Raw genomic sequence first — 23,205 nt, forward strand, 5'->3', positions numbered from 1 at the left:
CCTAGATCTTCTCCGCCAGGCGGCGCTGGATGGCGGTCGACAGGTCGTCGGCGAAGCCTTCCAGCCGGCCGGAGAACTTGGCCGCGTCGGTCGAGAACTTGTTGTAGGCGATGTAGGCCGGGATGGCGGCGGCCAGGCCGATGGCGGTGGCGAACAGCGCCTCGGCGATCGACGGAGCGACGACGGCCAGCGAGGTGTTCTTCTCGATGGCGATGGCCTGGAAGGCGGTCATGATGCCCCAGACCGTGCCGAACAGGCCGACGAAGGGCGAGGCGGTGGCGACGATGGCCAGGCTGCCCAGACCGTCCTCGGCCTTGGCGCTCTCGCGCGCGATGTGGGTGTCCATGACCCGGTCGATGCGCTGGATCAGCAGGGCGGTCTGGGTGTCGCCCAGCGGCCCCTTGGCGCGGGCGTCCTTCCACTCGCGCAGGGCGGCGTTCAGCAGCTTGGGCAGCGGCTGGTTGGAGTCGCCGGCCTCGGCCGCGATGTCCTCCAGCGAGCGGCCCGAACCGACGCGGTCCTCGAACTTGTCGGCCTGACGCTTCAGCCCGCCGAAGCGGAACAGCTTGTCGAGGATCACCGCCCACGACCACAGCGAGGCCAGGGCCAGACCGACCATGACCAGTTTCACCACCCAGTCCGCGTGCATCCACAGCGAGACGATCGAAAAGCTCTCGGCGGAAAGCTGTGCGTCCATGGCGTAGGGGGTCCCCCGGTCGGTCTAGAAGAATCGCCGCCGATCATCCCGGCGGCTTTGGTGAAACTAAGGCGTGCAGGTTAACGGCCGTTAGCCATCAGCTTCGTGAAAGTACGGCTTGATGGCGTCCACGAGGCCCGGCGGCGGCTTCCTGGGCCGGCCGTCCATGGTGATGCAGGCCGCCGACACCTTGGCCTCGGCGATCAGCTCCTCGCCCCGCGTGATCCGCTGGGTGATGTGCAGCCGAGGGCCCTTGGCGCTGTCGTAGGTGGTCCGCACCTGCAGGGCGTCGTCGATCCGGGCGGGCTTGCGGAAGTCGATGTCGATCTTGGTCACCACGAAGGCGGCCGGATCATGCCGGTCGAGCAGCTCGGTGTGCGACACCCCGGCCAGTCGCAGGAAATCGCTGCGTCCGCGCTCGAAGTAGCGGACGTAGTTGGCGTGATAGACCACGCCGGTGAAGTCGGTGTCCTCGTAATAGACCCGCACCGGGAGGATGTGCTCCCGGCCCTCGAACCGGCCCGCGGTCGGGGTGTCGCTCATACCGTCGTCCTCGGCGCACGCCCCCTGGCGCGCTGATCAGCGACGTCGATAGTGGATCAGGCGATCACGGTCACCGGCCCGGCCGGACACAAGCGCGTCAGTCGCAGACCCCGGCGCGGTACTGCACCAGGTATAGGGTCGCCCAGCGGGTCATCACCTCGACGTTCCGGCGATGCGCCTCGTTCAGGTCGCGCGTTCCGTAGGCGGATTGCTCGGCCTCCGTGACCTTGGCGATGGCCGCGTCGCAGGCGGTGACGACGGCCTGGGCGACGACCGGCGTCTCGTCCGCGCTCTTGGTCAGCCGCCAGGCATAGTGCTGGACGCAGGCCTTGGCGCCGTCGCTGGCGTCCATGGCCTGCTGCCGGGCGTAGCCGTCCTGTCCGGGAGAGATCGGGCGGGCGCCGGCCACGCCGTTCGCGTTGGCCTTGGGGGCCTCGGGCGCCTTGCAGCGACCCTTGCCGTCCCCGCAGGCGGCGAGCGACAGGGCGACGACGGCCAGAACGAGCGTGCGGACGATCATGAAAGGGCTCCCACCGAACAGCTGCGCAAACACGCAGAGGCCGGAAGGGTTCCCTACTCGAACAGCCCGCCCTGCGGGTTCACGGCGGCGGGCGGGGCGGTCAGCCCCAGATGCAGGTAGCCCTTGCCGCAGGCGATGCGGCCGCGCGGGGTGCGCTGAATGAAGCCCTGTTGCATCAGATAGGGCTCGATGACGTCCTCGACGGCGTCGCGGGCCTCGGCGATGGCGTAGGCGATGGTCTCCACCCCGGCCGGACCGCCGCCGTAATTCTCGATCAGCGCCCGCAGGTAGCGGCGGTCCAGGCTGTCGAGGCCGGCCTCGTCGACTTCCAGGCGGGCGAGGGCGCGGGCGGCCTGGCCGCGGTCGATGACCGCCGCGCCGTCGGCGGCCGCGAAGTCGCGCACCCGGCGCAGCAGGCGGCCGGCGATCCGCGGCGTGCCGCGCGAGCGGGCGGCGATCTCCTCGGCCCCGTCGTCGGACAGCGGCGTGCCCATCTTCCGGGCCGCGCCCAGCAGGACGTGCTGCAGTTCGGCGGTGGTGTAGAACTCCAGCCGCAGCGGGATGCCGAAGCGGTCGCGCAGCGGCGTGGCCAGCAGGCCGGCCCGGGTCGTGGCCGCCACCAGGGTGAACGGCGCCAGGTCGATGCGGATCGAACGCGCCGAGGGGCCCTCGCCGATGATCAGGTCGAGGACATGGTCCTCCATCGCCGGATAGAGGATCTCCTCGACGTTGGCCGCCAGGCGATGAATCTCGTCGATGAACAGCACGTCGCGCGGTTCGAGGTTGGTCAGGATCGCCGCCAGGTCGCCGGCCTTGGCCAGCACCGGGCCGGAGGTGGCGCGGAAGTTCACCCCCAGCTCGCGGGCGACGATCTGGGCCAGGGTGGTCTTGCCCAGGCCCGGCGGGCCGAACAGCAGCACATGGTCCAGCGCCTCGCCCCGGTCGCGGGCGGCGTCGATGAAGACCTTGAGGTTGCCCTTGGCCTGTTGCTGGCCGACGAACTCCGACAGGGTCTGCGGGCGCAGCGCCTTGTCCGAGCCCTCGAACGGCGCGGCTTCGCCGGAGACGATGCGGTCGTTCACCGCCCGATCTCCTGCAGGGCCGCCTTGATCAGGGCCGGGACCTCGGCCTCTTCGCCCAGGCGCAGCACGGCCTGTTCGACCGCGCGGCGGGCGGACGGTTCGGCGATGCCCAGGCCCATCAGGCCGGCGACGGCCTCGCCGGCGGCTGAGGGCTTGGCGGGCTCGTGCGCCGGGATGGTCGCGTGGGCGACGAGCACCGGCCCGTCGGTGATGACCTTGTCCTTCAGCTCCGTGACGATCCGCTGGGCGAGTTTGGGGCCGACGCCGTTGGCGCGGCCGATCAGCGCCTTGTCCTCGCGGGCCACGGCGCCCGCCAGTTCGCCGGGCGTGGCGATGTCCAGCACCGCCATGGCGGCCTTGGGGCCGACGCCCTGGATGGCGGTCAGCACGACGAAGGCGCGCCGCTCGTCGCGGCTGGCGAAGCCGTAGAGGCGGGGCCCCTGGGCCTCGCTCCACTGGTGCTCGATGTGCAGCAGGGTCTCGTCGCCGATCGCCGGCTGGCGACCGAGGGTGCGCGAACCGCAGCGGACGACGTAGCCGACGCCGGCCACGTCGATCAGCATCTCCTCCTCGCCGATCTCGGCGACGACGCCTCGGAGCCGGCCGATCATGCGGCGACCCCGGCCGGGCGCGCCCGGCGGGCATGGGCGTGGGCGATGGCGACGGCGAGGGCGTCGGCGGCGTCCTGGGTCGGACCGCCGGCGGCCGGCAGGAGTCGGGCGATCATGAAGGCGACCTGCTTCTTGTCCGCCCAGCCGGTGCCGACCACGGCCTTCTTGACCACCGGCGCGGAGTACTCCGCCACCAGCAGCCCGGCCTGGGCGGGAGCGATCATCGAGGCGGCGCGGGCCTGGCCCAGCTTCAGCGTCGACTGGCCGTTGTTGTTGACGAAGGTCTCCTCGACCGCCGCTTCCTGCGGAGCGTGGGCTTCGATCACCGCCTGGACGCCGTGGAACAGGTGCAGCAGCCGCTCGGACAGCGGCGCGCTCTCCGGCGGGGTGATCACGCCGTGTGCGATCCAGGCCAGACGCGAGCCCTCGATCGACACCACGCCCCAGCCGGTGCGGCGCAGGCCGGGATCGAGGCCCAGGATTCGAATCGGCGCGTTCATCATGTGTTCTACTCAATGCCCGAGTGGTGAACGAACCGCAAAGGTTCAGTGCGTGCGGGGCAGGATCTCGAACTCCACGACCTTGCGGTCGGCGCGCAGCAGGGCCGCCAGGGCGTCGATCTGAGCCAGGCTGGGCGCCCGCACCGTGGCGCCGTGTTCGATGAGCAGGCCCTTCTTGGTCAGGCGGTTGCTGAACGGCGAGGGCTCCAGCTTCAGCGTGCGCAGCTGGTCGCGGACCTGGGCGGCGTCCGGGGCGCCGTCGCGCTTGTAGCGGATGATGACCTCGGCCACCTGCTGCTGGGGCAGCCAGCGGTCGACGATGCGCAGGACGGCGAGGATGAACAGGGTCGCGGCCGTGCCGGTGATGGCCACGCTCCAGAAGCCCATGCCGAACAGCACGCCCAGCGCCGAGGTGGTCCACAGCGAGGTGGCCGTGGTCAGTCCGTGGACGGTGAAGCCCTCGCGGAAGATCACGCCGCCGCACAGGAAGCCGACCCCGGTCAGGATGCCGTGGGCCATGCGGACGGGGTCGATGCGGATCACGGCCAGCGGCGCCTCGCTGGTGATCCAGTCGACCTGGTGGTTGGCGCCGACCATCAGCAGGGCGGAGGCCACCGCCAGCAGGGCGTGGGTGCGGAAGCCGGCGGGCTGGCCGCGATGGCCGCGCTCGATCCCGACCAGGCTGCCGGCGACCATCGCGCCGAGCAGCGGCAGGAAGTAGTCCGGCTTGAAGATGAGGGCGTGGGTCCAGTCCATGGAGATCGTCCCAGAGTTCGACGGGACCGCCTAGGGAACGCCGAAAGCGTTCGGGGGACAAGCGTGCTTGCATGACGCCGGGTTCGGGGTCGAAAGTGGCGCCCTGGTTTCTTTTCTGGGGGCTTTGCGATGAGCGTTTGGCGGCGTAGCGCGGCGGCGGGGATCATGGCGGCGGCGTTGCCGGCGCTGGCAGGGGCGCAGGGCGCTCTCCGGCCGGACCAGACGGCCTTCCGCGAGACCTACAAGGAGCTGGTGGAGATCAACACCACCCTGTCGGCCGGCGACTGCACCGAGGCCTCGAAGGCGATGGCCAAGCGCCTCAGCCTGGCCGGCTTCCCCGACAGCGACCTGCACATCATCGTCGAGCCGTCGCATCCCAAGGAGGGCAACCTGGTCGCCATCCTTCCGGGCAAGAATCTCAAGGCCAAGGCGATCCTGCTGCTGGCCCACATCGATGTGGTCGAGGCCAAGCGTGAGGACTGGGAGCGAGATCCCTTCAAGCTGGTCGAGGAGGACGGCTTCTTCTATGCCCGCGGGGCCAGCGACGACAAAGCCCAGGCGGCGATCTGGGTTGACACCCTGATCCGCTACAAGAAGGAGGGCTACAAGCCGCGCCGGACCATCAAGATGGCCCTGACCTGCGGCGAGGAGAGCGACGACGCCCTGAACGGCGCCGACCTTCTGGTGACCAAGCACCGCGACCTGATCGACGCCGGCCTGGCGCTGAACGAGGGCGCGGGCGGTCTGCTGGACGACGCCGGCAAGCCGGTCTCGTTGTCGATCCAGTCGGGCGAGAAGGTCTACCAGGACTACCATTTCGAGGCGACCAACCCCGGCGGCCACTCCAGCCGGCCGGTGAAGGACAACGCCCTGGCCCGGCTGTCGGCGGCGCTGGTCAAGGTCAACGCCGACGACTTCCCGGTGCAGCTGAACGAGACGACCCGCGCCTATTTCACCGCCATGGCCCCGCTGGTCGACGCCGAGAGCGGCGCGGCGATGAAGGCTCTGGTCGCCGATCCGTCGGACGCCAAGGCGGCGGCGATCGTGTCGCGCAATCCGACCTGGAACAGCATGCTGCGGACCACCTGCGTGCCCACGATGGCCAACGCCGGCCATGCGCCGAACGCCCTGCCGCAGCGCGCGCGGGCGAACGTGAACTGCCGCATCTTCCCCGGCCACACCGCCGAGGAGACGCGTCAGCGCCTGATTCAGGTCATCGGCGACGACAAGGTGACGATCAAGGCCGACGACACCAGCCTGCGCACCCCGCCGCCGCCGCCGCTGACCCCGGCGGTCATGGAGCCGCTGAAGAAGCAGGCCGCCAAGCTGTGGCCGGGCGTGCCGATCGTGCCCTTCCAGACCACCGGCGCCACCGACGGCAAGTACACCAACGCCGCGGGCATCCCGACCTACGGCCTGACGGGGATCTTCGCCGACAACAGCGGCAACGGCGTCCACGGTCTGAACGAGCGGGTGCGGGTGAAGTCGCTCTACGACGCGCGCGACTTCCTCTACGCCCTGGTCAAGGATTACGCGGACCAGAAGTAGTTCCTCTCCTCTAGGAGAGCGGGACCACCCGAAGGGCGGTGGAGGGGCCAAAGGCGTCGGCTTGATCCGCCGATGATCGAGAGAAGTCTACCGCCGTGGGCCCTCTCCACCATGCCTGCGGCATGGTCCCCCTCTCCCGGCGGAAGAGGAAAACGAAAAAGGGCGCGGATCGCCCCGCGCCCTTTCCATTTTCACGGCGAGGGAGGCCTCAGCCCAGCTTCGCCAGGTCCTCGTCGCTGATCTCCTCGTTCGAATAGACGTTCTGGACGTCGTCGTCGTCGTCGAGGGCGTCGAGCAGCTTCATCAGGGTGGCCACGGCGTCGCCGGTCACCGGCGTGGTGGTCTTCGGCTTCCAGATGATCTTGGTCGAGGCGGCCTCGCCGAACGCCTTCTCCAGCGCGCCGGCCACCTCGTTGAGGTCCTCGAAGGCGGTGTAGACGGTGTGGCCGGAGCCTTCCTCGTCCATGTCGCTTTCCACGTCCTGGGCGCCGGCCTCGATGGCCGCCTCCATCATCGCGTCTTCCGACGCGGCCTTGGCCGGGTAGGTGATCTCGCCGACGCGGTCGAAGTTGAACGCCACCGAGCCGGTCGCGCCCATGTTGCCGCCCATCTTCGAGAACAGCGAGCGGACGTTGGCCGCGGCGCGGTTCTTGTTGTCGGTCAGGGCCTCGACGATGATCCCGACGCCACCCGGGCCGACGCCCTCGTAGCGGATTTCGGAATAGTCGGCGGCGTCGCCCATCTGCGACTTCTTGATGGCGCGCTCGATGACGTCCTTGGGCACCGACTCGGCCTTGGCGTTGTTCACCGCCAGGCGCAGGCGCGGATTCATGTTCGGGTCGGGCAGACCCATCTTCGCCGCCACCGTGATTTCACGCGACAGCTTGGAGAACAGCTTGGACCGCTGCGCGTCGGCGCGGCCCTTCTTGTGCATGATGTTCTTGAATTTTGAGTGGCCGGCCATGGGTCGGTTTCAGTCTCGCAAATCTGTGGTTGGGCGCTTCTAGCGTCCGTTGACGGTTGTTTCCAGCGGGGCGCAGTCGATCTGCTCAACTTCGCCGCCGGTCAGTCTGAACACCGCGTCCTGCGGAACCGGCAGCTTGAGCGTCTCGATGCGGCTCAGTCCGGCGTAGAGGCCGCGGATCACCCGGCCAGTGACGCCGTGGCTGACGGCGACCAGCGGCCTGGGCGAAGCGGCGGCCTCGGCCAGCCAGGCGCCGGCGCGGGCGGCCAGCTGTTCGTAGCGTTCGCCGTCGGGCGAGGCGAAGTACCAGTTCCAGCGGTCGGTCCCGTTGCGGGCGCCGGGATAGACGGCTTCGATGTCCTCGTCGGTCATGCCGTCCCAGCGGCCCAGGCTGACCTCCATCAGGCGGTCGTCGAGGCGCGGCTCGGACAGGCCGGCGGCCTCCGCGACGAGGCGGGCGGTGTGCGCGGCGCGGCCGAGCGGGCTGGCGACGAGGTCCGCGCCATCCGGCAGCAGCTGGGCCAGGCGTTGTCCGATCCGGCGTCCCTGTTCGACGCCCAGCGCGGTGAGCGGCGAGTCGAGACGACCCTGATAGCGGCCGGCGCGATTGAACTCGGTCTGGCCGTGGCGGACGAGATAGAGGGTCATGCGGCCAGGGTGACGTCTGACCGGCGTCGCGTCCAGCCGGACTCAGTCCTTCGCCAGATGGGCGGCCAGCGCGTGCGGGTCGCCGTCGAACAGCCGGTCGACCAGATCCGCCACCTCCCCGGCGACATAGGCGTCGCGATCGAGCAGCGCCCGATACAGCTGTCGGCCGTCGACCTTCTCGGAGAGGATGGCCTTCTTGTGGATCAGGCGGCTGAGCAGCGTCTTGATGGTCGCATCGCCCCAGGCCTGCCTGGCCTTTACCGCTTCGATCAGCGAGGCGGCCGACAGGGCGCCGTGGCGCCAGAGCGCGGCCATGACCACGCTCTCCGCCTCGGTGATGTGGATGCGGTCGGTCACGGCGTTCAGGCCTTCAGCACCATGCGGTCGATGCGCGCCTCGACGGCCCAGTTGGCGATGACCGCCACTGAACCGGCCAGTACGCCCAGGCCGAGGATGAACAGCGCTTCGGCGACGCCCGGGGCGATCACCTTCATCGGCACTGGGCCGGCGACGTTCGACAGGCCGATGAAGATCATCAGGCTGGTGTAGGACGCGCCCAGCAGGCCCGCCAGCGGTCCGCCCAACCGCAGCCCGGACAGGAAGGCGGAGCCGCCGGTCAACTTCGGCCCGGACGCCAGCTTCAGCGCGCAGACAACGACCGCCGCGACCGTCGCGGCGGCCAGGGCGAGGATCAGCAGTTTCATCGGCGGCGCGGCGTCGCCGAAGATGGCGAGCGGCGTCAGCGGCGCGGCTTGCGCCACGGCGGGCAGGGCGAGCGCGGCGGCGGCCGCGACGATGGCGATGGACGATCTGGACACAGGTGTCTCCTCTCGAACTACGTTTGTAGTTCGATTAGATTACGCATGTAATCTATCCTGTCAACGGAGCGTTCTAGACGCTCATCAGCACTTCCCAGAGGCGCGAGACGATCCGCCGTTCCCGTCGCACCTCGAACGCATGGCTGGCCCGACCAATCTCCCGGCCGGCGGCGTCGTAGTCGACGACGGCGATCGTCGCCGTCCCCGGCTCGGGCGTCGCGGCGGTGATCGTGGGGTGGCAATAAACCGCCGGCCGATCGGGGCCGCAGGTCCAGCGGCCGCGGGCGACATGCGGACCGCTCCGGATTTCCGCCGTCACGATCGAGCGCGCCAGCGCCGGCGGGGCGTCGGCCTGGCGCACCACCAAGACGAACCGGCTCGGGTCGCTCCGGCGGTAGTGCGTGATGTAGAAGGTCGGGTCGCTCCGGATCGGTTCGTCGTCGGTGTAGAGGCCGAAGCGTCCGGCGTTCTGGCTGATGCTCGTGAAGTCGTCGACGATCCCGATGCCGCCCACGAACACCAGGAGGCCGGTGAACATCAGGACGCCGACGGCCGTCACGCCGCCCAGGAGCCAGGCGACGACGGCGCGGCCCGGTCGACGCCGCTTCCCTTCCGCCGGAAGCGCCGTCACGCCGTGGCCAGCTCCACCACCGGTTCGGTTTGGCTCAGCCGGCCGCCGAGGCGGATCGGCTCGATGCGGCGGGCCAGGCCCGTGCGGTCGTCGGTCTCCACGAACACGCCGCAGATCGTCGCCGGCCCGGAGGCCGGCTGGTAGCGTCCCTGGCTGATCTTGGTGGTGAACCGGCGCAGCGGCTCTTCCTTCTGGTTGCCGATGACGCTGTCGTAGTCGGCGCAGGCGCCGGCGTCGGTCTGGTAGGCGGTGCCGCCCGGCAGGATCTGGGCGTCGGCCGTGGGCACGTGGGTATGGGTCCCCACCACCAGCGAGGCGCGGCCGTCGCAGTAGTGGCCCATGGCCATCTTCTCCGACGTCGCCTCGCAGTGCATGTCGACCAGCACCGCGTCGGCCACCTGGGCCAGCGGCGCCTTGTCCAGTTCGCGGTCGGCGGCGGCGAACGGGTCGTCCATGGCGTCCATGTGCACCCGGCCGAGCAGGTTGACGACGAAGATGGTCCGCCCGCTCTCGGTCTGGAACAGGTTGCTGCCGCGACCGGGCGCGTCCGACAGGATCGGATAATTGGCCGGTCGGATCAGGCGCGGCTCGCGCACGATGTAGGTCAGCGCCTCCTTCTGATCCCAGCTGTGGTTGCCCAGGGTCAGGCAGTCGGCGCCGGCGTCGAACAGCTCGCGGGCCGTGTTCTCGGTGATCCCGAAGCCGGCGGCCGCGTTCTCGGCGTTGACGATGACGAATTCGAGCCCGAGGCGGCGGCGCAGCCCGGGCAGGTGGTCGGCGAGACCGTCGCGGCCTGATTTGCCCACGACGTCGCCGAAGAAGGCGAAGCGCATTCAGAAGTCCTTTCGGACGCCAATATACCCCGCCTCGGTCAAAATCCCATCGAGGGGCTGATCATGCGGTTCGCGGGGCAGGTCGGCGGCTTCCTGACCGGCGTAGGCCAGGCCGACGAAGGGCGGAGGCGGCCCGGACCCGCGCAGCGCCGCCAGGGTGCGGTCGTAGTGGCCGCCGCCCTGGCCCAGGCGTCCGCCCGCGCGGTCGAAGGCCAGCAGGGGGACGATCACCAGGTCCGGCCGGACGGCCGCGGCCGAGGACGGCGGGGCCTGGATGCCCACGGCGTCGACGACCAGCGGCTCACCGGGCGTCCAGCGGCGGAAGGCCAGCGGCGCCTGCGGATCGACCGAGGCCGGCAGGGCCAGGGTCCAGCCCGCGGCGGCCAGGGCCTCGCCGAGCGGGGCGGGGTCCAGCTCCGCGCCGATCGCGGCGTAGACGGCGACGACGCCGGGCCGGTCGAGGTTCAGGGCGGCCAGCATCGCGGGGGCGCGGGTCGCGGCGGCGGCGCTCGCCTCCGGATGCTCCGCGGCCAGCTGTTTGCGCCGCGCGCGGGCGTTCCGGCGAAGCGCGGTCTTGGCGGCGGCGGGCGGAGTAGCGGTCAAATCGTTGCGCCCTTCGAGACGCGATCCTGGGGGATCGCTCCTCAGGATGACGAAGTCGGATGAAGCGCGCCCACATTCGTCATGGTGGGGAGCGAGCGCAAGCGACCCCGGACTCGATCCGGGGCTCGAACCACGCACGACGGCAATGTGGAAATGTGGAAAAGAAGGTGGCGGCGCCGCGTAGAGCCGTGAAGGACGGTTCAACCCCCTCGACCTGGATGACCAGGTGGGCGCCATGTATCCGCCCCCACGGGGACGGACAGGGACAGCTCCCTTCGAGTGAATTAAGGTCGCTGGGATATTGTTGCCTTCGACGAGAGCCGCAGCAGGACCCGCCGGGAGCCAAGATAGGGCGTCGGCGGGCGCGGCTCAAGCGGCAGGGCGTTCTAGGCCCCGGCCAGCTTCTCGATCCGCTTGGCCGCGTTCTCGAGCGCCGCGACGGCCTTGGTCTCGGTCTTGGCGTGTTCGGTCTGGAGCCGGGCGAGCTCGCCCTGGACATGGGCCAGGCGCAGCTTGAGGTCGGCCATCTCGTCGGCCAGCAGCAGGGCGCCCATCAGGAACAGGCGGGTCTCGCCGAGCTGGCCGACGTCCTGGCTGACCTGGCGGACCTGGCTGTCGAACAGGCGGGCGATCTCGGTCAGGTGGCGTTCCTGTCCGTCCTCGCAGCCGACGCTGTAGGGCTTGCCGTTGATGTGGACGGTCACCTGGGCCATCGATCAGCCCTCCGTTCCGGTCGAGGGGGCGGGCGCGTCGTCGCCGAGCGCGGCGCGAATCTCGGCGATGGCGCGACCCAGCGCTTCCGAGGCCTGGGCGCCGGCTTCCTCGAGCGCCTTCTCGCGGGCGCGCGAAGCGTCCAGTTCGGCGTTCAGGCGGGCGTGATCCTGGTCGAACAGGTCTCCGCCGTCGGCGTCGCTGTCCGCGGTTTTCGCCGTCATCCGGCTTTCGAGCGAAGCCACCGCGCGTTCCAGCCGGCGCACGGCCAGATCGAGGGCGCTTCCCTCGGACTCTCCCGACATTCTCGGCTCCTTGATCCTGGGTCCTACTCTATAGCCCGCACCGAGGCGTGACAGGAAGGCGGGTTGAAACAAACGCGCTCACGTGCGAACGGGCGCCTGCCCACGCAATTCCAGCTTGATAAGGCCAACAATATGTCCGTCAGCCCCGTGAAGATGGCCGACGCCATCCGTGTTCTCTCCATGGATGCCGTCCATCACGCCAAGTCCGGCCACCAGGGCGCCCCGATGGGCCTGGCCGACGTGGCGACGGTGCTGTGGACCAAGTTTCTGAAGTACGACGCCAGCAAGCCGGACTGGGCCGACCGCGACCGCTTCGTGCTGTCCGCCGGCCACGCCTCGATGCTGATCTACAGCCTGCTGCACCTGACCGGCTTCAAGGCCGTCACGATGGACCAGATCCGCAACTTCCGTCAGTGGGGCAGCGCCACGCCGGGCCATCCGGAATACGGCCACACCCCGGGCGTCGAGACCACCACCGGGCCGCTGGGCCAGGGCATCGCCACCGCCGTCGGCATGGCCATGGCCGAGCGCAGCCTGCACGCCCGTTACGGCGATGACCTGGTCGACCACCGCACCTGGGTGGTCGCCGGCGACGGCTGCCTGATGGAGGGCGTCAGCCAGGAGGCGATCAGCCTGGCCGGCCGCCTGAAGCTCAGCAAGCTGACGGTGCTGTTCGACGACAACAACACCACCATCGACGGCGAGGCGACCATCTCCGAGACCGGCGACCAGATGCTGCGCTTCAAGGCCGCGGGCTGGGCCGTGAAGGCCGTCGACGGCCACGACCACGGCAAGATCGCCGCGGCGCTGCGCTGGGCGACCCGCCAGAAGGTCCCCACCATGATCGCCTGCAAGACCAAGATCTCGAAGGGCGCCGGCCCGAAGGAAGGCGACGTCCACGGCCACGGCTACTCGCTGTTCGACGAGGAAGCGACGCTGGCTCGCCAGGCCATGGGCTGGCCGTTGCCGCCGTTCGAGCTTCCCGAGGATATCGCCGCCGCCTGGTTGAAGGCCGGCCGCAAGGGGGGCTCGGCCCGCCGCAAGTGGGACAAGCGCCTGAAGAGCCACAAGGACGGCGCCGACTTCACCCGCGCCGTGAAGGGCGACCTGCCGACCGGCGCCTTTGACGCGCTGCAGGCCCATATCGACGCCAACATCGCCAACCCGGTCGCCAACGCCACCCGCGTGCATAGCGGCTCGGCCCTGACGGCGCTGACCCCGGCGATCCCGGAAATGATCGGCGGCTCGGCCGACCTGACCGGCTCGAACAACACCTACGTCAAGGGCATGGTCCCGTTCGACGCGCCGGACTACGCCGGCCGCTACGTCCACTACGGCGTGCGCGAGCACGGCATGGCCGCCGCGATGAACGGCATGGCCCTGCACGGCGGCGTCATTCCCTACAGCGGCACCTTCATGTGCTTCGCCGACTACAGCCGCGCGGCCATCCGCCTGGGCGCCCTGATGGGCGTGCGGGTGATCCATGTGATGACCCACGATTCCATCGGCCTCGGCGAAGACGGCCCGACCCACCAGCCGGTCGAGCACCTGGCCTCGCTGCGCGCCATGCCGAACCTGAACGTCTACCGCCCGGCGGACGCGATCGAGGCGGCGGAGTGCTGGCAGTCGGCGCTGCAGCACAAGACCACGCCGTCGATCATGGCCCTGTCGCGCCAGAAGACGCCGGTCGCCCGCACCGCCTCGGCGACCGAGAACCTGTCCGCCAAGGGCGCCTACGAGCTGGCGGCGGCCGAGGGCGGCGACGCCCAGGTGACGATCTTCGCCTCGGGCACCGAAGTCGGCGTCGCCCTCGGCGCCCGCCAGCTGCTGCAGGCCGGCGGCGTCCCCACCCGCGTGGTCTCGACCCCCTGCTGGGAGCTGTTCGAGCAGCAGTCGGCCAAGTACCGCGCCGACACGATCGGCAAGGCCAAGGTCCGCGTCGCGGTCGAGGCGGCGGTCAAGATGGGCTGGGAACGCTTCATCGGCGAGGACGGCGTCTTCGTCGGCATGACCGGCTTCGGCGCCTCGGCTCCGTTCGAGCGCCTCTACAAGGAGTTCGGCATCACCGCCGAGGGCGTCGCCGAGGCGGCTAAGGCGAAGCTGGGCTGACGGCGATGGGGATCACGTTCGGAGCCGTCATCCCCGTCCTGCGCATCTTCGACATCGACAAGGCGCGGGCCTTCTATGTCGACTACCTCGGCTTCGAGGTGGTCTGGGAGCACCGCTTCTCACCTAGCGCGCCGCTCTACATGGAGGTCCGGCGCGCCGGGCTGCGTCTGCATCTCAGCGAACACCACGGCGACGGTTCTCCCGGCGTCCAGGTCCGGATCGAGACGAGCGGCCTGCGCGATTATCACGCCGAGCTGCACGGCAAGGCCTATGGCTACCTGCGGCCGGGCCTGGAGCCCGGCCATGGCGGGGTGGAGCTCGGCCTCCTCGACCCGTTCGGCAACAGACTGACCCTCTACGAACCCGAAGGCGACCAATGAAACTCGGCACTCCGCTCAGCCCCACCGCGACCAAGGTCATGCTCCTGGGCTCGGGCGAGCTCGGCAAGGAGGTGGCCATCGAGCTGCAGCGGCTGGGCGTCGAGGTGATCGCCGTCGACCGCTACGCCAACGCCCCGGCCATGCAGGTGGCCCACCGCAGCCATGTGATCGCCATGACCGACGCGGCGGCGCTGAAGGCCTTGATCGCCCAGGAGCAGCCCGATCTGGTCGTGCCCGAGATCGAGGCGATCGCCACCGACGCCCTGGCCGAGATCGAGGCGGCCGGCGAGGTCGCCGTCATCCCGACCGCCCGCGCCACCCAGCTGACGATGAACCGCGAGGGCATCCGCCGGCTGGCCGCCGAGGACCTGGGCCTGCCGACCAGCGCCTACGCCTTCGCCTCATCGCGCGACGAGCTGGAAGCGGGCGCCGCGGCCGTCGGCTATCCCTGTTTCGTCAAGCCGGTCATGAGCTCGTCGGGCAAGGGGCAGTCCTACGTCGAGACCGCCGCCGATATCGGCGCGGCCTGGGACTACGCCCTGTCGGCCGGCCGGGTCGAGACGGCCCGGGTCATCGTCGAAGGTCGCATCGACTTCGACTTCGAGATCACGCTGCTGACGGTCCGCGCCATCGGCGCCTCCGGCGAGGTCGAGACCTTCTTCTGCGCGCCCGTCGGCCACCGACAGGTGAAGGGCGACTATGTCGAGAGCTGGCAGCCGCAGGCGATGAGCGCCGCCGCCCTGGCCTCCGCGAAGGACATCGCCGGCCAGGTCACCGCCGCCCTCGGCGGCCGCGGCCTGTTCGGCGTCGAGCTGTTCGTGAAGGGCGACGAGGTCTGGTTCTCGGAGGTCAGCCCGCGTCCGCACGACACCGGCCTGGTCACCCTGGCCACCCAGGTGCAGAGCGAGTTCGCGCTGCACGCCCGCGCCATCCTCGGCCTGCCGGTCGACGTCAGCCTGCGCGAGCCGGGCGCCAGCGCGGTGATCTACGGCGGCATGGAGGCCGAGGGCGTGGCGTTCGAGGGCGTCGCCGAGGCGCTGAGCGTTCCTGACAGCGACCTGCGCCTGTTCGGCAAGCCGGAAGCCTTCGAGCGCCGCCGCATGGGCGTGGCCCTGGCCCGCGCCGCCGACACCGACACGGCTCGCGCCAACGCCCGCGAAGCGGCGGGGCGGGTGAGGGTGGTTAGAGGCCGATAGGCTCTGCGTCCTTCGAGACGCTCGCCCGAGGCTCGCTCCTCAGGATGACGAATTCAGCAGGGCGCCCCCACCTTCGTCATGGTGAGGAGCGGACCCTCAGGTCCGCGTCTCGAACCACGCAGGGCCGCTAGGCCGGGATCGCCCCGAAGCGGCCGGCGTTGAAGTCCTCGATCGTCTGGACCAGCTCCTGGCGGGTGTTCATGACGAACGGGCCGTGCCAGGCGACCGGCTCCTCGATCGGCTCGCCGCTCAGGACCAGGATCTTGGCGTCGTTGTTGGCCTCGATCGCGACCTCGCCGCCCGTGCGGTCGAGCAGCACGAACTGGCCGCCGCGCGCGACGGCGTCGCCGTTGACCTGAACCGTGCCGGACAGCACCGCCAGACCGAGCATGCGGCCCTCGGCCGGGGCGAGCGTCGTCCGGCCGCCGGCCTTCAGGCGCAGGTCCCAGACGTCGATCGGGGTGAAGGTGCGCGCCGGACCCTTGGCGCCGTCGTACGCGCCCGCGATCACCCGCAGCGTCCCGGCGCCGTCGGCCAGTTCGACCGTCGGAATGTCGGCCGCGACCAGGGTCTGGTAGGCGGGCGGCGCCCCCTTGTCCCGGGCCGGCAGGTTCACCCACAGCTGCGCCATCTCCATCACGCCGCCACGTTTGGTGAAGGCGTCGGAGTGGAACTCCTCGTGCAGGATGCCCGAGGCGGCCGTCATCCACTGCACGTCGCCGGGACCGATATGGCCGCCGCCGCCGGAGGAGTCGCGGTGATCGACCTCGCCCTCGTAGACGATGGTGACGGTCTCGAAGCCGCGGTGCGGGTGGACCCCGACGCCGCGCCGGCGGTCGCTCGGCGAGAACTCGGCGGGGCCGGCGTGATCGAGCAGCAGAAAGGGGCTGACCTCGCCGCCGCCCATCGCGCCGTGGGCGAACATCGAGCGGACCGGAAAGCCGTCGCCGACCCAATGGGGCTTTGGGCTATCGTAAACGCCAAGAACCTGACGCATGGGAACTCCTGGGACTGTCGTGGCGGAAGGCTTCGGCCTTCCCTTATCTGCCACATATGTAGTTACCGTTTTGTCCGGCGCCACCATGTCGCCGACCTGTAACAAAGCCTCACCGGATATGACCCCCGCGCAGGGGCCGCGGGGTTGACTTCGCGCGCCATGTCTTCAAAACCCCGCGCAATCAATAGAATTAAGCGCCGGAGCCCCACACCTATGACTGTTCGCGTCGCCATCAACGGCTTCGGCCGTATCGGCCGTCTCGTCCTCCGCTCGATCGCCGAACATGGCCGCAAGGACATCGAGGTCGTCGCCATCAACGACCTGGGCCCCGTCGAGACCAACGCCCACCTGCTGCGCTACGACAGCGTGCACGGCCGCTTCCCCGGTACGGTGACGACCGGCGAGGACTGGATCGACGTCGGCATGGGCAAGATCAAGGTCACCGCCGAGCGTGACCCGGCCAACCTGCCGCACAAGGATCTGGGCGTCGACATCGCCTTCGAGTGCACCGGCATCTTCACGTCCAAGGACAAGGCCTCGGCCCACCTGACCGCCGGCGCCAAGCGCGTGCTGGTCTCGGCCCCGGCCGACAACGCCGACAAGACCATCGTCTACAAGGTCAACCACGAGACCCTGACGGCCGACGACATCGTCGTCTCCAACGGCTCCTGCACCACCAACGCCCTGGCCCCGGTGGCCAAGGTCCTGCACGACCTGTTCGGCATCGAGCGTGGCTACATGACCACGATCCACGCCTACACCGGCGACCAGCCGACCCTCGACACCATGCACAAGGACCTCTACCGCGGTCGCGCGGCGGCCCTGAGCATGATCCCGACCTCGACCGGCGCCGCCAAGGCCCTGGGCCTGGTCCTGCCGGAGCTGAAGGGCAAGCTGGACGGCTCGTCGATCCGCGTCCCGACCCCGAACGTCTCGGTCATCGACCTGAAGGTCGTCGCCGGCCGTGAAGTGACCGTGGCCGAAATCAACGCCGCCCTGCAGGCCGCCGCCGATGGCCCGATGTCGGGCGTCCTGGCCACGACGACGGACCCGCTGGTCTCCAGCGACCTGAACCACATCGCCGCCTCCTCGACCGCCGCCCTGCCGCAGACCCAGGTCATCGACGGCAAGCTGGCCCGCGTGCTGAGCTGGTACGACAACGAGTGGGGCTTCGCGACCCGCATGAGCGACACCGCGCTCGTGATGGCGAAGTTCCTCTAATCATCCAGGAAGCGGCGGCGGCGTGAGCGGATCGAACTCCAGACTTCGCCTGCGCCGCCCCGCTTCCGACGACGCGGACATCCTGTTCGCGATCTACGGCGATCCCCGCACCAACCAGACCAACCCGGCGGGACCGTTCCCGGACCTGGAGAAGGCCGAGGCGGTGCTGGCGAGTTGGATGGCGCACTGGGACGAGCACGGCTTCGGCGTCTGGGCGATCGCCCGCGCCGAGGCGCCGGATCAGGTCATCGGCTTCGGCGGTCTCAGCCTGCGGCTCTACGGCGACGTCGAGAAGCTGAACCTAGGCTACCGCTTCGCGGTCGAGGCCTGGGGGCAGGGCTACGCCACGGAATTCGGGCGCGCCGCCCTCGACCATGCGTTCAGCGCCCTGGGCCGGGACGAGGTCTTCGGCCTGGTCCGCCCGGCCAACACCGCCTCCATCCATGTGCTCGAGAAGCTGGGCATGACGCGGGTGGACGAACTCGACGACGTTCCGGGTGAGGCGAAGAGCTTCGTCTACGCCATCCGGAACCCCGCCGCAGCGCCGGCGTAAGACACATCAGGACTCCGACATGCCCTTCCGCTCCCTCGAAACCGCCGATCTCGCCGGCAAGCGCGCCCTGGTCCGCGTGGACCTCAACGTGCCGATGGCCGACGGCAAGGTGACCGACGACACCCGCCTGCGCGCGGTGCTGCCGACCATCCGCTTCCTGTCGACCCGGGGCGCCAAGGTGGTGCTGCTGGCCCACTTCGACCGGCCGAAGGGCAAGCGCGTTCCGGAGATGAGCCTGAAGCCGGTCGTCGGCCCGCTGTCGGCGCTGCTGGAGCAGCCGGTGGCCTTCGCCGACGACTGCATCGGCGGTGAGGCCGCGGCGGTCGTGAACGGCCTCGAGAACGGCGGCGTCGCCCTGCTGGAGAACATCCGCTACCACGCCGGCGAAGAGAAGAACGACCCGGCCTTCGCGGCCGAGCTGGCCAAGCTGGGCGACCTGTACGTCAACGACGCCTTCAGCGCCGCCCACCGCGCCCACGCCTCGACCGAGGGCCTGGCCCGCCTGCTGCCGGCCTATCCGGGCCTGTCGATGCAGCGCGAGCTGGAGATGCTGGACGCGGCCCTCGGCAACCCGGTGAAGCCGGTGCTGGGCATCGTCGGCGGGGCCAAGGTCTCGACCAAGCTCGACCTGCTGAACAACCTGGTCGAGAAGCTGGACCGCCTGGCCATTGGCGGCGGCATGGCCAACACCTTCCTGGCCGCACAGGGCCATCCGGTCGGCTCCTCGCTGTGCGAGCACGACCTGGGCGACACCGCCCGCGAGATCATCGCCAAGGCCGCCCAGGCCGGCTGTGAGCTGCTGCTGCCGGTCGACGTTGTCGTCGCCGCCGAGGTGAAGCCGAACACCGCCACGCGCGTGCTGGCCCTGGACGAGGTCAAGGACGGCGACCTGATCCTGGACGCCGGCCCCAAGACGGTCGAGCGCCTGCTGACCGCCATGGACGACAGCAAGACCTTCATCTGGAACGGCCCGCTGGGCGTGTTCGAGGTGCCGCCGTTCGACGCCGCCACCGTGGCGGCGGCCAAGAAGGCCGGCGAACTGGCCCAGGCCGGCAAGCTGGTCGCCGTGGCCGGCGGCGGCGACACCGTCGCGGCCCTGAACCACGCCGGGGTGGCGGGCGAGATGACCTTCGTCTCGACCGCGGGCGGCGCCTTCCTGGAGTGGATGGAAGGCAAGGTCCTGCCGGGCGTCGCGGCTCTGGAAGTCTGATCAATCAGAGGCGAACGCGGCGTCGTTGACGTCGCGTCGCCAGCAATCGTGATCACGCGTCCGTGACACCAGGGGGTGACGCGGGGCGCTCGTGCGACTAAACCAGCGCCACAACACAAAAAATACGCGCAAGAGGACCTTAGATCGTGGCCCGCATCACCCTTCGTCAGCTTCTCGACCACGCCGCCGAGAATGACTACGGCCTGCCCGCCTTCAACATCAACAACATGGAACAGGGTCTGGCGATCATGGAGGCCGCCGAGGCCTGCGACGCGCCGGTCATCATCCAGGCGTCGCGCGGCGCGCGCAGCTACGCCAACGATGTCGTGCTGGCCCGCCTGATCGACGCCCTGGTCGAGCTGTACCCGAACATCCCGGTCTGCATGCACCAGGATCACGGCAACGGCCCGGCCACCTGCGCCACCGCCATCCAGTACGGTTTCACCTCGGTGATGATGGACGGCAGCCTGAAGGAAGACGCCAAGACCCCGGCCGACTATGACTACAACGTCGATGTCACCCGTCGCGTGGTCCAGATGGCCCACAGCTGCGGCGTCTCGGTCGAGGGCGAGCTGGGCGTGCTGGGCTCGCTGGAGACCGGCATGGGCGAGGCCGAGGACGGCCACGGCTTCGAGGGCAAGCTGGACCACTCGGCCCTGCTGACCGACCCCGACCAGGCGGTCGAGTTCGTGCGCGAGACCAAGGTCGACGCCCTGGCCATCGCCATGGGCACCAGCCACGGCGCCTACAAGTTCAGCCGCAAGCCGGACGGCGACGTGCTGGCCATGAACGTGATCGAGGAGATCCACCGCCGCCTGCCCAACACCCACCTGGTGATGCACGGCTCGTCGTCGGTGCCGCAGGATCTGCAGGACATCATCAACGAGTTCGGCGGCCAGATGCCCCAGACCTGGGGCGTCCCGGTGGAAGAGATCCAGCGCGGCATCAAGCACGGCGTGCGCAAGATCAACATCGACACCGACAACCGCATGGCCATGACCGGCGCGATCCGGAAGCTGCTGATGGAGAAGCCGGGAGAGTTCGACCCGCGCGCCTATCTGAAGCCGGCCAAGGAAGCCATGCGCAAGGTCTGCGAGCAGCGTTTCCGGGAGTTCTGGGCCGACGGCCAGGCCTCCAAGATCAAGCCGCTCAGCACCGCCCAGATGGCCAAGCGCTACAGCGCCGGCGAGCTGGATCCGAAGATCGGCGTCAGCAAGGCCGCCGCGGAGTAGTTTTCCGCAGCCTCGACAATGGAAGGGCCGGTCGCCTCAGGCGCCGGCCCTTTTCATTGGCCGCCTACCAGCTGCCGTAGCGCGGGCTGAATCGGTAGCGGAGCTGGTTGACCTCGCGTTCGGCCTCGTCGCGGCGATACCGAGCCTCGCGCAGGTCTTCGTCCGCCTGGCGGCGGTCGTCCCGCAGGCGCTTGATCGCCTCCCGGATCCAGGCCCGGTCGCTGTCGGACAGCTTCGGATCGACCAGCCGATTCTCCTCGTTGCGGAGCTTGCGATCGGCCTCATCCCAGCGGCTCTGGGCCGAGGAGATGTCGCTGTCGGCGCGGTCGACCCGCTGCTGGGCGTCGTAGACGACGCGGCCATCATCGTAGCCGGTCACGAAGTCACGCTCCAGCGGGGCGGGGCAGACGCCATGGTACGTCCGCCCCTGGCGTCCTTCCGAGAAGCCGCGGTCCAGCGTGCAGTAGACCGGCAGGCCGCGCTGGCGTCCACGCATGTAGGACGCCTGGTCCGGCATGATCTGGAACTTGGTGCAGGCCTTCACATGGTCGCCGTAGCGGTCCGGCTGGCGGCCGTTGGCGCCGTCCGTGTAGCCGATGCCCTCCCAGTCGCCGGCGCGGCACTGGTCCTCGTTGAGCGTCTCGCAACCGGCCACGAGGGCCCCGCAGGCCACGACGGCGGCCAGGATTCCAAACTTCCGCATCTTGTTCTCCGACTTGCCCTCACGAAACGGTGATCTCGGCGCGGGCCGGATGGCAAGTTGAAAAATCGCAATGAAGCAAAAGGGCTCAGTGGATCGTCGGCCTGTCCCGGTTTCGCCGCCACAGGTCGCCGGTCAGGACGTTGGCGAAGGCCACCCAGCCGACGTAGGGCGCGACCATGTTGGCGGCGGGCTGGTCGACCTGGCGGGCGCGCCAGGCGTAGGCGGCCGAAGTCCCCAGCGAGGCGATCGCCGTCGCCAGCTGGCCGCCCAGATGCTTGGGTCCGATCGCCATCCAGGTGGCGTTCAACGCCTGCACCACGCCCCACAGGGTCAGGGCCTGGGTTCGGGCCGGACTGGCGGGCGCGTTCCAGACGCGCAAGCCCGACAGCGTGAGCGCCAGGAACAGCGGCGGCCAGATCACGGCGAAGGCGCTCTTCGGCGGTGCGAGAGGCGTGTCGTCGAGCTTGTCGTAGGCGCGACGAATGTCGGGGTGGTCCTCGGTCGGGGCGTTGGCCCGCGCGATCAGCGCCGACGCGAGAACGGCCCCGGCGGTGATGCCGAGGCCGATCAAGAGGTGCTTCGTCGATCGCCCTTCGCTGTTGGCCAGTCCGTCGATGGCGTCCCGGGCGGTCTCGGCGATCTGCATGGCGGTCTCCCTACTGTCGTCGGGAAACCGCCGGATTGCTGGAGGGGTTCCCCCGCCGGCCGGCCTCAGTGGCCGCCTTCGTTCTCCAGTTCGCCGAGGGCGCTCTGCAGGTAGTTCTGTTCGCCGAGCGACTTCACCAGCGACAGCTGGGTCTCCAGGAAGTCGATGTGCTCCTCGGTGTCAGAGAGGATCTCCTTGAAGATCTGGCGGCTGACGTAGTCGTGGGCGTCCTCCGAGGCCTGCACGCCCTTGATCAGGTCCTTGCGGCCGCCGACCTCGACCGCGAGATCCGCGGCCAGGCATTCCGGCACGGTCTCGCCGATCTTCAGCTTATTGAGGTCCTGCAGGTTGGGCAGGCCCTCCAGGAAGAGGATGCGCTTGATGAGCTTGTCGGCGTGCTTCATCTCGCCGATGGATTCGTCGTAGGTGATCTTGCCCAGGCGGGCGAAGCCCCAGTCCTGATACATGCGTGCATGCAGGAAGTACTGATTGACCGCGGTCAGCTCATTGGTCAGCACCGCGTTCAGAAGCTTGATGATGGCAGGATCGCCCTTCATGGCGTGGTGCTCCTTACTGGTTTCGAGTTGGGGCGAACCTGAACCTTCGTCCTGATGTTCGCAACCGCTATGTCTGCAAGTGTTTCGCGGTTGCGCAGAAATCTTCGCGAATGCTTCTACATTTCGCAAAAAGTTCTGAAAACGCCTCTCACCAGCGGTTTGAGACTTCTTTCGCGAGGTTATGGAAGCCGCCTCGTGCGAGCGCCGCCTCGACGCGCAACGGGTATCGTCGGCCGGAGCGATGCTCGGTCGGCGTCTGGCTCGGGCAGATGAAAGGGGTGTCGGGCCGTCTATTCGGCGGCGAAGCGCAGGACTTCCTGGGACTGCTCGATCATGTCGCGCATCTCGCAGACGCAACGGGCGCACTGGGCCTTGCAACCGTGGGCGCGGAAGACCTCGGCCGGACGCGTCGCGCCCGCCTCGATGGCGGCGCGGACCTGACGTTCACGGATGCCGTTGCAGTTGCAGACGTACACGAGCGTGTCCCGACTTGATAACGAGACGCATTTAGCGACCCGGCGTCGTCGTTGCAACTCAATTGCAGCCGACTTCGGCGCTGTTACTGCGACGCGATGTCGCTAAGGCCTCAGGCTCACTCGCGCGTAAAGGGAAGTTGGGGGGCGAGCGCTGC

At 69.3% G+C, this 23,205-nt stretch carries 29 protein-coding genes and 1 other RNA gene; 8 read left to right on the top strand and 22 right to left on the bottom strand.

The genetic code is table 11. The features are described from left to right. Position 1 precedes the first annotated feature (1 nt). The 7 genes from tolQ to CSW64_RS02790 form a co-directional block, all read right to left on the bottom strand. Positions 2–697 carry a protein TolQ gene (tolQ, locus tag CSW64_RS02760; RefSeq protein WP_099620666.1) on the bottom strand — a complete coding sequence of 232 codons (696 nt, stop codon included), beginning with the start codon at positions 695–697 and terminating at the stop codon, positions 2–4. A 90-nt stretch (positions 698–787) separates the two neighbouring features. After that, on the bottom strand, positions 788–1,240 hold the full coding sequence (ybgC, locus tag CSW64_RS02765) for a tol-pal system-associated acyl-CoA thioesterase (RefSeq protein ID WP_099620667.1): 453 nt from the start codon (positions 1,238–1,240) through the stop codon (positions 788–790). Between the two features lie 97 nt (positions 1,241–1,337). Next, positions 1,338–1,760, bottom strand: a complete 423-nt coding sequence (locus CSW64_RS02770) for a hypothetical protein (RefSeq protein ID WP_099620668.1) — start codon at positions 1,758–1,760, stop codon at positions 1,338–1,340. Positions 1,761–1,813: 53 nt separating this feature from the next. Then, a complete protein-coding gene (gene ruvB / locus CSW64_RS02775) occupies positions 1,814–2,842 on the bottom strand; it encodes a Holliday junction branch migration DNA helicase RuvB (RefSeq protein WP_099620669.1) in 1,029 nt (342 codons plus the stop codon). Beyond that, positions 2,839–3,453, bottom strand: a complete 615-nt coding sequence (gene ruvA / locus CSW64_RS02780) for a Holliday junction branch migration protein RuvA (protein ID WP_099620670.1) — start codon at positions 3,451–3,453, stop codon at positions 2,839–2,841. The genes ruvB and ruvA overlap by 4 nt, the downstream gene beginning before the upstream one ends. Next, complete coding sequence (ruvC, locus tag CSW64_RS02785) at positions 3,450–3,956, bottom strand: crossover junction endodeoxyribonuclease RuvC (protein WP_099620671.1); 507 nt, start codon at positions 3,954–3,956, stop codon at positions 3,450–3,452. The genes ruvA and ruvC overlap by 4 nt, the downstream gene beginning before the upstream one ends. A 42-nt stretch (positions 3,957–3,998) precedes the next feature. Then, positions 3,999–4,709, bottom strand: coding sequence for an MgtC/SapB family protein (locus CSW64_RS02790; protein ID WP_099620672.1), 711 nt, complete (start codon positions 4,707–4,709; stop codon positions 3,999–4,001). A gap of 129 nt (positions 4,710–4,838) precedes the next feature. Between CSW64_RS02790 and CSW64_RS02795 the strand changes: the two genes are divergently transcribed. Next, positions 4,839–6,257, top strand: coding sequence for a M20/M25/M40 family metallo-hydrolase (locus CSW64_RS02795; protein WP_099620673.1), 1,419 nt, complete (start codon positions 4,839–4,841; stop codon positions 6,255–6,257). 208 nt (positions 6,258–6,465) lie between these two features. Here CSW64_RS02795 and CSW64_RS02800 read toward each other — a convergent pair whose 3' ends face one another. From CSW64_RS02800 to CSW64_RS02840, 10 genes are all read right to left on the bottom strand, one after another. Then, a complete protein-coding gene (locus tag CSW64_RS02800; protein ID WP_099620674.1) occupies positions 6,466–7,221 on the bottom strand; it encodes a YebC/PmpR family DNA-binding transcriptional regulator in 756 nt (251 codons plus the stop codon). A gap of 39 nt (positions 7,222–7,260) precedes the next feature. Then, a complete protein-coding gene (locus tag CSW64_RS02805) occupies positions 7,261–7,869 on the bottom strand; it encodes a histidine phosphatase family protein (RefSeq protein ID WP_099620675.1) in 609 nt (202 codons plus the stop codon). A 42-nt stretch (positions 7,870–7,911) separates the two neighbouring features. Next, on the bottom strand, positions 7,912–8,226 hold the full coding sequence (locus tag CSW64_RS02810) for a BlaI/MecI/CopY family transcriptional regulator (protein ID WP_099620676.1): 315 nt from the start codon (positions 8,224–8,226) through the stop codon (positions 7,912–7,914). 5 nt (positions 8,227–8,231) lie between these two features. Further along, positions 8,232–8,687 (bottom strand): MotA/TolQ/ExbB proton channel family protein, encoded by a 456-nt coding sequence (locus tag CSW64_RS02815; RefSeq protein ID WP_099620677.1) that lies wholly within the window; start codon positions 8,685–8,687, stop codon positions 8,232–8,234. Positions 8,688–8,760: 73 nt separating this feature from the next. Beyond that, entirely contained in the window at positions 8,761–9,318 is a 558-nt protein-coding gene (locus CSW64_RS02820; RefSeq protein ID WP_099620678.1) for a hypothetical protein, read from the bottom strand. Beyond that, positions 9,315–10,151 carry a TIGR00282 family metallophosphoesterase gene (locus CSW64_RS02825; protein WP_099620679.1) on the bottom strand — a complete coding sequence of 279 codons (837 nt, stop codon included), beginning with the start codon at positions 10,149–10,151 and terminating at the stop codon, positions 9,315–9,317. Before CSW64_RS02825 ends, CSW64_RS02820 begins: the two co-directional genes overlap by 4 nt. Next, positions 10,152–10,754 carry a 5-formyltetrahydrofolate cyclo-ligase gene (locus CSW64_RS02830; protein ID WP_245863811.1) on the bottom strand — a complete coding sequence of 201 codons (603 nt, stop codon included), beginning with the start codon at positions 10,752–10,754 and terminating at the stop codon, positions 10,152–10,154. Between the two features lie 169 nt (positions 10,755–10,923). After that, positions 10,924–11,086, bottom strand: a non-coding RNA gene (gene ssrS, locus CSW64_RS22460) — 6S RNA. Positions 11,087–11,140: 54 nt separating this feature from the next. Then, positions 11,141–11,467, bottom strand: coding sequence for a cell division protein ZapA (locus CSW64_RS02835; protein WP_099620681.1), 327 nt, complete (start codon positions 11,465–11,467; stop codon positions 11,141–11,143). 3 nt (positions 11,468–11,470) lie between these two features. Next, a complete protein-coding gene (locus CSW64_RS02840) occupies positions 11,471–11,770 on the bottom strand; it encodes a DUF4164 family protein (RefSeq protein WP_099620682.1) in 300 nt (99 codons plus the stop codon). Positions 11,771–11,902: 132 nt separating this feature from the next. On the opposite strand from CSW64_RS02840, the gene tkt reads away from it, so the two are divergent. The 3 genes from tkt to purT are packed head-to-tail and all read left to right on the top strand — an operon-like array spanning position 11,903 to position 15,455. Next, the gene (tkt, locus tag CSW64_RS02845; protein ID WP_099620683.1) at positions 11,903–13,879 is read left to right on the top strand and encodes a transketolase; all 1,977 of its coding nucleotides are present in this window, start codon (positions 11,903–11,905) and stop codon (positions 13,877–13,879) included. Between the two features lie 5 nt (positions 13,880–13,884). Next, positions 13,885–14,259 (top strand): glyoxalase superfamily protein, encoded by a 375-nt coding sequence (locus CSW64_RS02850; protein ID WP_099620684.1) that lies wholly within the window; start codon positions 13,885–13,887, stop codon positions 14,257–14,259. Next, a complete protein-coding gene (purT, locus tag CSW64_RS02855) occupies positions 14,256–15,455 on the top strand; it encodes a formate-dependent phosphoribosylglycinamide formyltransferase (protein ID WP_099620685.1) in 1,200 nt (399 codons plus the stop codon). Before CSW64_RS02850 ends, purT begins: the two co-directional genes overlap by 4 nt. Before the next feature lie 127 nt (positions 15,456–15,582). Here the strand turns inward: purT and CSW64_RS02860 are convergent, their stop codons facing one another. Then, a complete protein-coding gene (locus tag CSW64_RS02860) occupies positions 15,583–16,452 on the bottom strand; it encodes a pirin family protein (protein WP_099620686.1) in 870 nt (289 codons plus the stop codon). 213 nt (positions 16,453–16,665) lie between these two features. Here CSW64_RS02860 and gap point away from each other — a divergent pair, with 213 nt between their 5' ends. The 4 genes from gap to fba all read left to right on the top strand — a co-directional run bounded on the left by gap (position 16,666) and on the right by fba (position 20,668). Further along, on the top strand, positions 16,666–17,673 hold the full coding sequence (gap, locus tag CSW64_RS02865) for a type I glyceraldehyde-3-phosphate dehydrogenase (protein ID WP_099620687.1): 1,008 nt from the start codon (positions 16,666–16,668) through the stop codon (positions 17,671–17,673). Positions 17,674–17,695: 22 nt separating this feature from the next. Next, positions 17,696–18,226, top strand: coding sequence for a GNAT family N-acetyltransferase (locus tag CSW64_RS02870; protein ID WP_099620688.1), 531 nt, complete (start codon positions 17,696–17,698; stop codon positions 18,224–18,226). A 19-nt stretch (positions 18,227–18,245) separates the two neighbouring features. Then, complete coding sequence (locus CSW64_RS02875) at positions 18,246–19,436, top strand: phosphoglycerate kinase (protein ID WP_099620689.1); 1,191 nt, start codon at positions 18,246–18,248, stop codon at positions 19,434–19,436. A 146-nt stretch (positions 19,437–19,582) separates the two neighbouring features. Further along, the gene (gene fba, locus CSW64_RS02880; protein WP_099620690.1) at positions 19,583–20,668 is read left to right on the top strand and encodes a class II fructose-bisphosphate aldolase; all 1,086 of its coding nucleotides are present in this window, start codon (positions 19,583–19,585) and stop codon (positions 20,666–20,668) included. Positions 20,669–20,732: 64 nt separating this feature from the next. Here fba and CSW64_RS02885 read toward each other — a convergent pair whose 3' ends face one another. The 4 genes from CSW64_RS02885 to CSW64_RS02900 all read right to left on the bottom strand — a co-directional run bounded on the left by CSW64_RS02885 (position 20,733) and on the right by CSW64_RS02900 (position 23,050). Further along, positions 20,733–21,371, bottom strand: a complete 639-nt coding sequence (locus CSW64_RS02885) for a DUF2799 domain-containing protein (protein WP_099620691.1) — start codon at positions 21,369–21,371, stop codon at positions 20,733–20,735. A gap of 85 nt (positions 21,372–21,456) precedes the next feature. Continuing rightward, positions 21,457–22,017 (bottom strand): TspO/MBR family protein, encoded by a 561-nt coding sequence (locus tag CSW64_RS02890; RefSeq protein ID WP_099620692.1) that lies wholly within the window; start codon positions 22,015–22,017, stop codon positions 21,457–21,459. A 65-nt stretch (positions 22,018–22,082) separates the two neighbouring features. Then, positions 22,083–22,574 carry a bacterioferritin gene (gene bfr / locus CSW64_RS02895; protein WP_099620693.1) on the bottom strand — a complete coding sequence of 164 codons (492 nt, stop codon included), beginning with the start codon at positions 22,572–22,574 and terminating at the stop codon, positions 22,083–22,085. Between the two features lie 290 nt (positions 22,575–22,864). Beyond that, positions 22,865–23,050 (bottom strand): (2Fe-2S)-binding protein, encoded by a 186-nt coding sequence (locus CSW64_RS02900; RefSeq protein ID WP_099620694.1) that lies wholly within the window; start codon positions 23,048–23,050, stop codon positions 22,865–22,867. Positions 23,051–23,205: the final 155 nt, after the last annotated feature.

The sequence above is a fragment of the Caulobacter mirabilis genome, assembly GCF_002749615.1.
In the GTDB taxonomy this organism is placed as follows: domain Bacteria; phylum Pseudomonadota; class Alphaproteobacteria; order Caulobacterales; family Caulobacteraceae; genus Caulobacter; species Caulobacter mirabilis.

Coding starts and splice junctions, on each gene's coding strand:
- CSW64_RS02890 (WP_099620692.1), bottom strand. CDS start 22,017: ATGCAGATCGCCGAGACCGCCCGGGACGCCATCGACGGACTGGCCAAC.
- CSW64_RS02800 (WP_099620674.1), bottom strand. CDS start 7,221: ATGGCCGGCCACTCAAAATTCAAGAACATCATGCACAAGAAGGGCCGC.
- CSW64_RS02790 (WP_099620672.1), bottom strand. CDS start 4,709: ATGGACTGGACCCACGCCCTCATCTTCAAGCCGGACTACTTCCTGCCG.
- CSW64_RS02885 (WP_099620691.1), bottom strand. CDS start 21,371: ATGCGGAAGTTTGGAATCCTGGCCGCCGTCGTGGCCTGCGGGGCCCTC.
- ruvA (WP_099620670.1), bottom strand. CDS start 3,453: ATGATCGGCCGGCTCCGAGGCGTCGTCGCCGAGATCGGCGAGGAGGAG.
- purT (WP_099620685.1), top strand. CDS start 14,256: ATGAAACTCGGCACTCCGCTCAGCCCCACCGCGACCAAGGTCATGCTC.
- gap (WP_099620687.1), top strand. CDS start 16,666: ATGACTGTTCGCGTCGCCATCAACGGCTTCGGCCGTATCGGCCGTCTC.
- CSW64_RS02850 (WP_099620684.1), top strand. CDS start 13,885: ATGGGGATCACGTTCGGAGCCGTCATCCCCGTCCTGCGCATCTTCGAC.
- ruvC (WP_099620671.1), bottom strand. CDS start 3,956: ATGATGAACGCGCCGATTCGAATCCTGGGCCTCGATCCCGGCCTGCGC.
- tkt (WP_099620683.1), top strand. CDS start 11,903: ATGTCCGTCAGCCCCGTGAAGATGGCCGACGCCATCCGTGTTCTCTCC.
- ybgC (WP_099620667.1), bottom strand. CDS start 1,240: ATGAGCGACACCCCGACCGCGGGCCGGTTCGAGGGCCGGGAGCACATC.
- bfr (WP_099620693.1), bottom strand. CDS start 22,574: ATGAAGGGCGATCCTGCCATCATCAAGCTTCTGAACGCGGTGCTGACC.
- CSW64_RS02770 (WP_099620668.1), bottom strand. CDS start 1,760: ATGATCGTCCGCACGCTCGTTCTGGCCGTCGTCGCCCTGTCGCTCGCC.
- CSW64_RS02805 (WP_099620675.1), bottom strand. CDS start 7,869: ATGACCCTCTATCTCGTCCGCCACGGCCAGACCGAGTTCAATCGCGCC.
- CSW64_RS02840 (WP_099620682.1), bottom strand. CDS start 11,770: ATGTCGGGAGAGTCCGAGGGAAGCGCCCTCGATCTGGCCGTGCGCCGG.
- CSW64_RS02875 (WP_099620689.1), top strand. CDS start 18,246: ATGCCCTTCCGCTCCCTCGAAACCGCCGATCTCGCCGGCAAGCGCGCC.
- CSW64_RS02860 (WP_099620686.1), bottom strand. CDS start 16,452: ATGCGTCAGGTTCTTGGCGTTTACGATAGCCCAAAGCCCCATTGGGTC.
- CSW64_RS02795 (WP_099620673.1), top strand. CDS start 4,839: ATGAGCGTTTGGCGGCGTAGCGCGGCGGCGGGGATCATGGCGGCGGCG.
- tolQ (WP_099620666.1), bottom strand. CDS start 697: ATGGACGCACAGCTTTCCGCCGAGAGCTTTTCGATCGTCTCGCTGTGG.
- CSW64_RS02825 (WP_099620679.1), bottom strand. CDS start 10,151: ATGCGCTTCGCCTTCTTCGGCGACGTCGTGGGCAAATCAGGCCGCGAC.
- CSW64_RS02835 (WP_099620681.1), bottom strand. CDS start 11,467: ATGGCCCAGGTGACCGTCCACATCAACGGCAAGCCCTACAGCGTCGGC.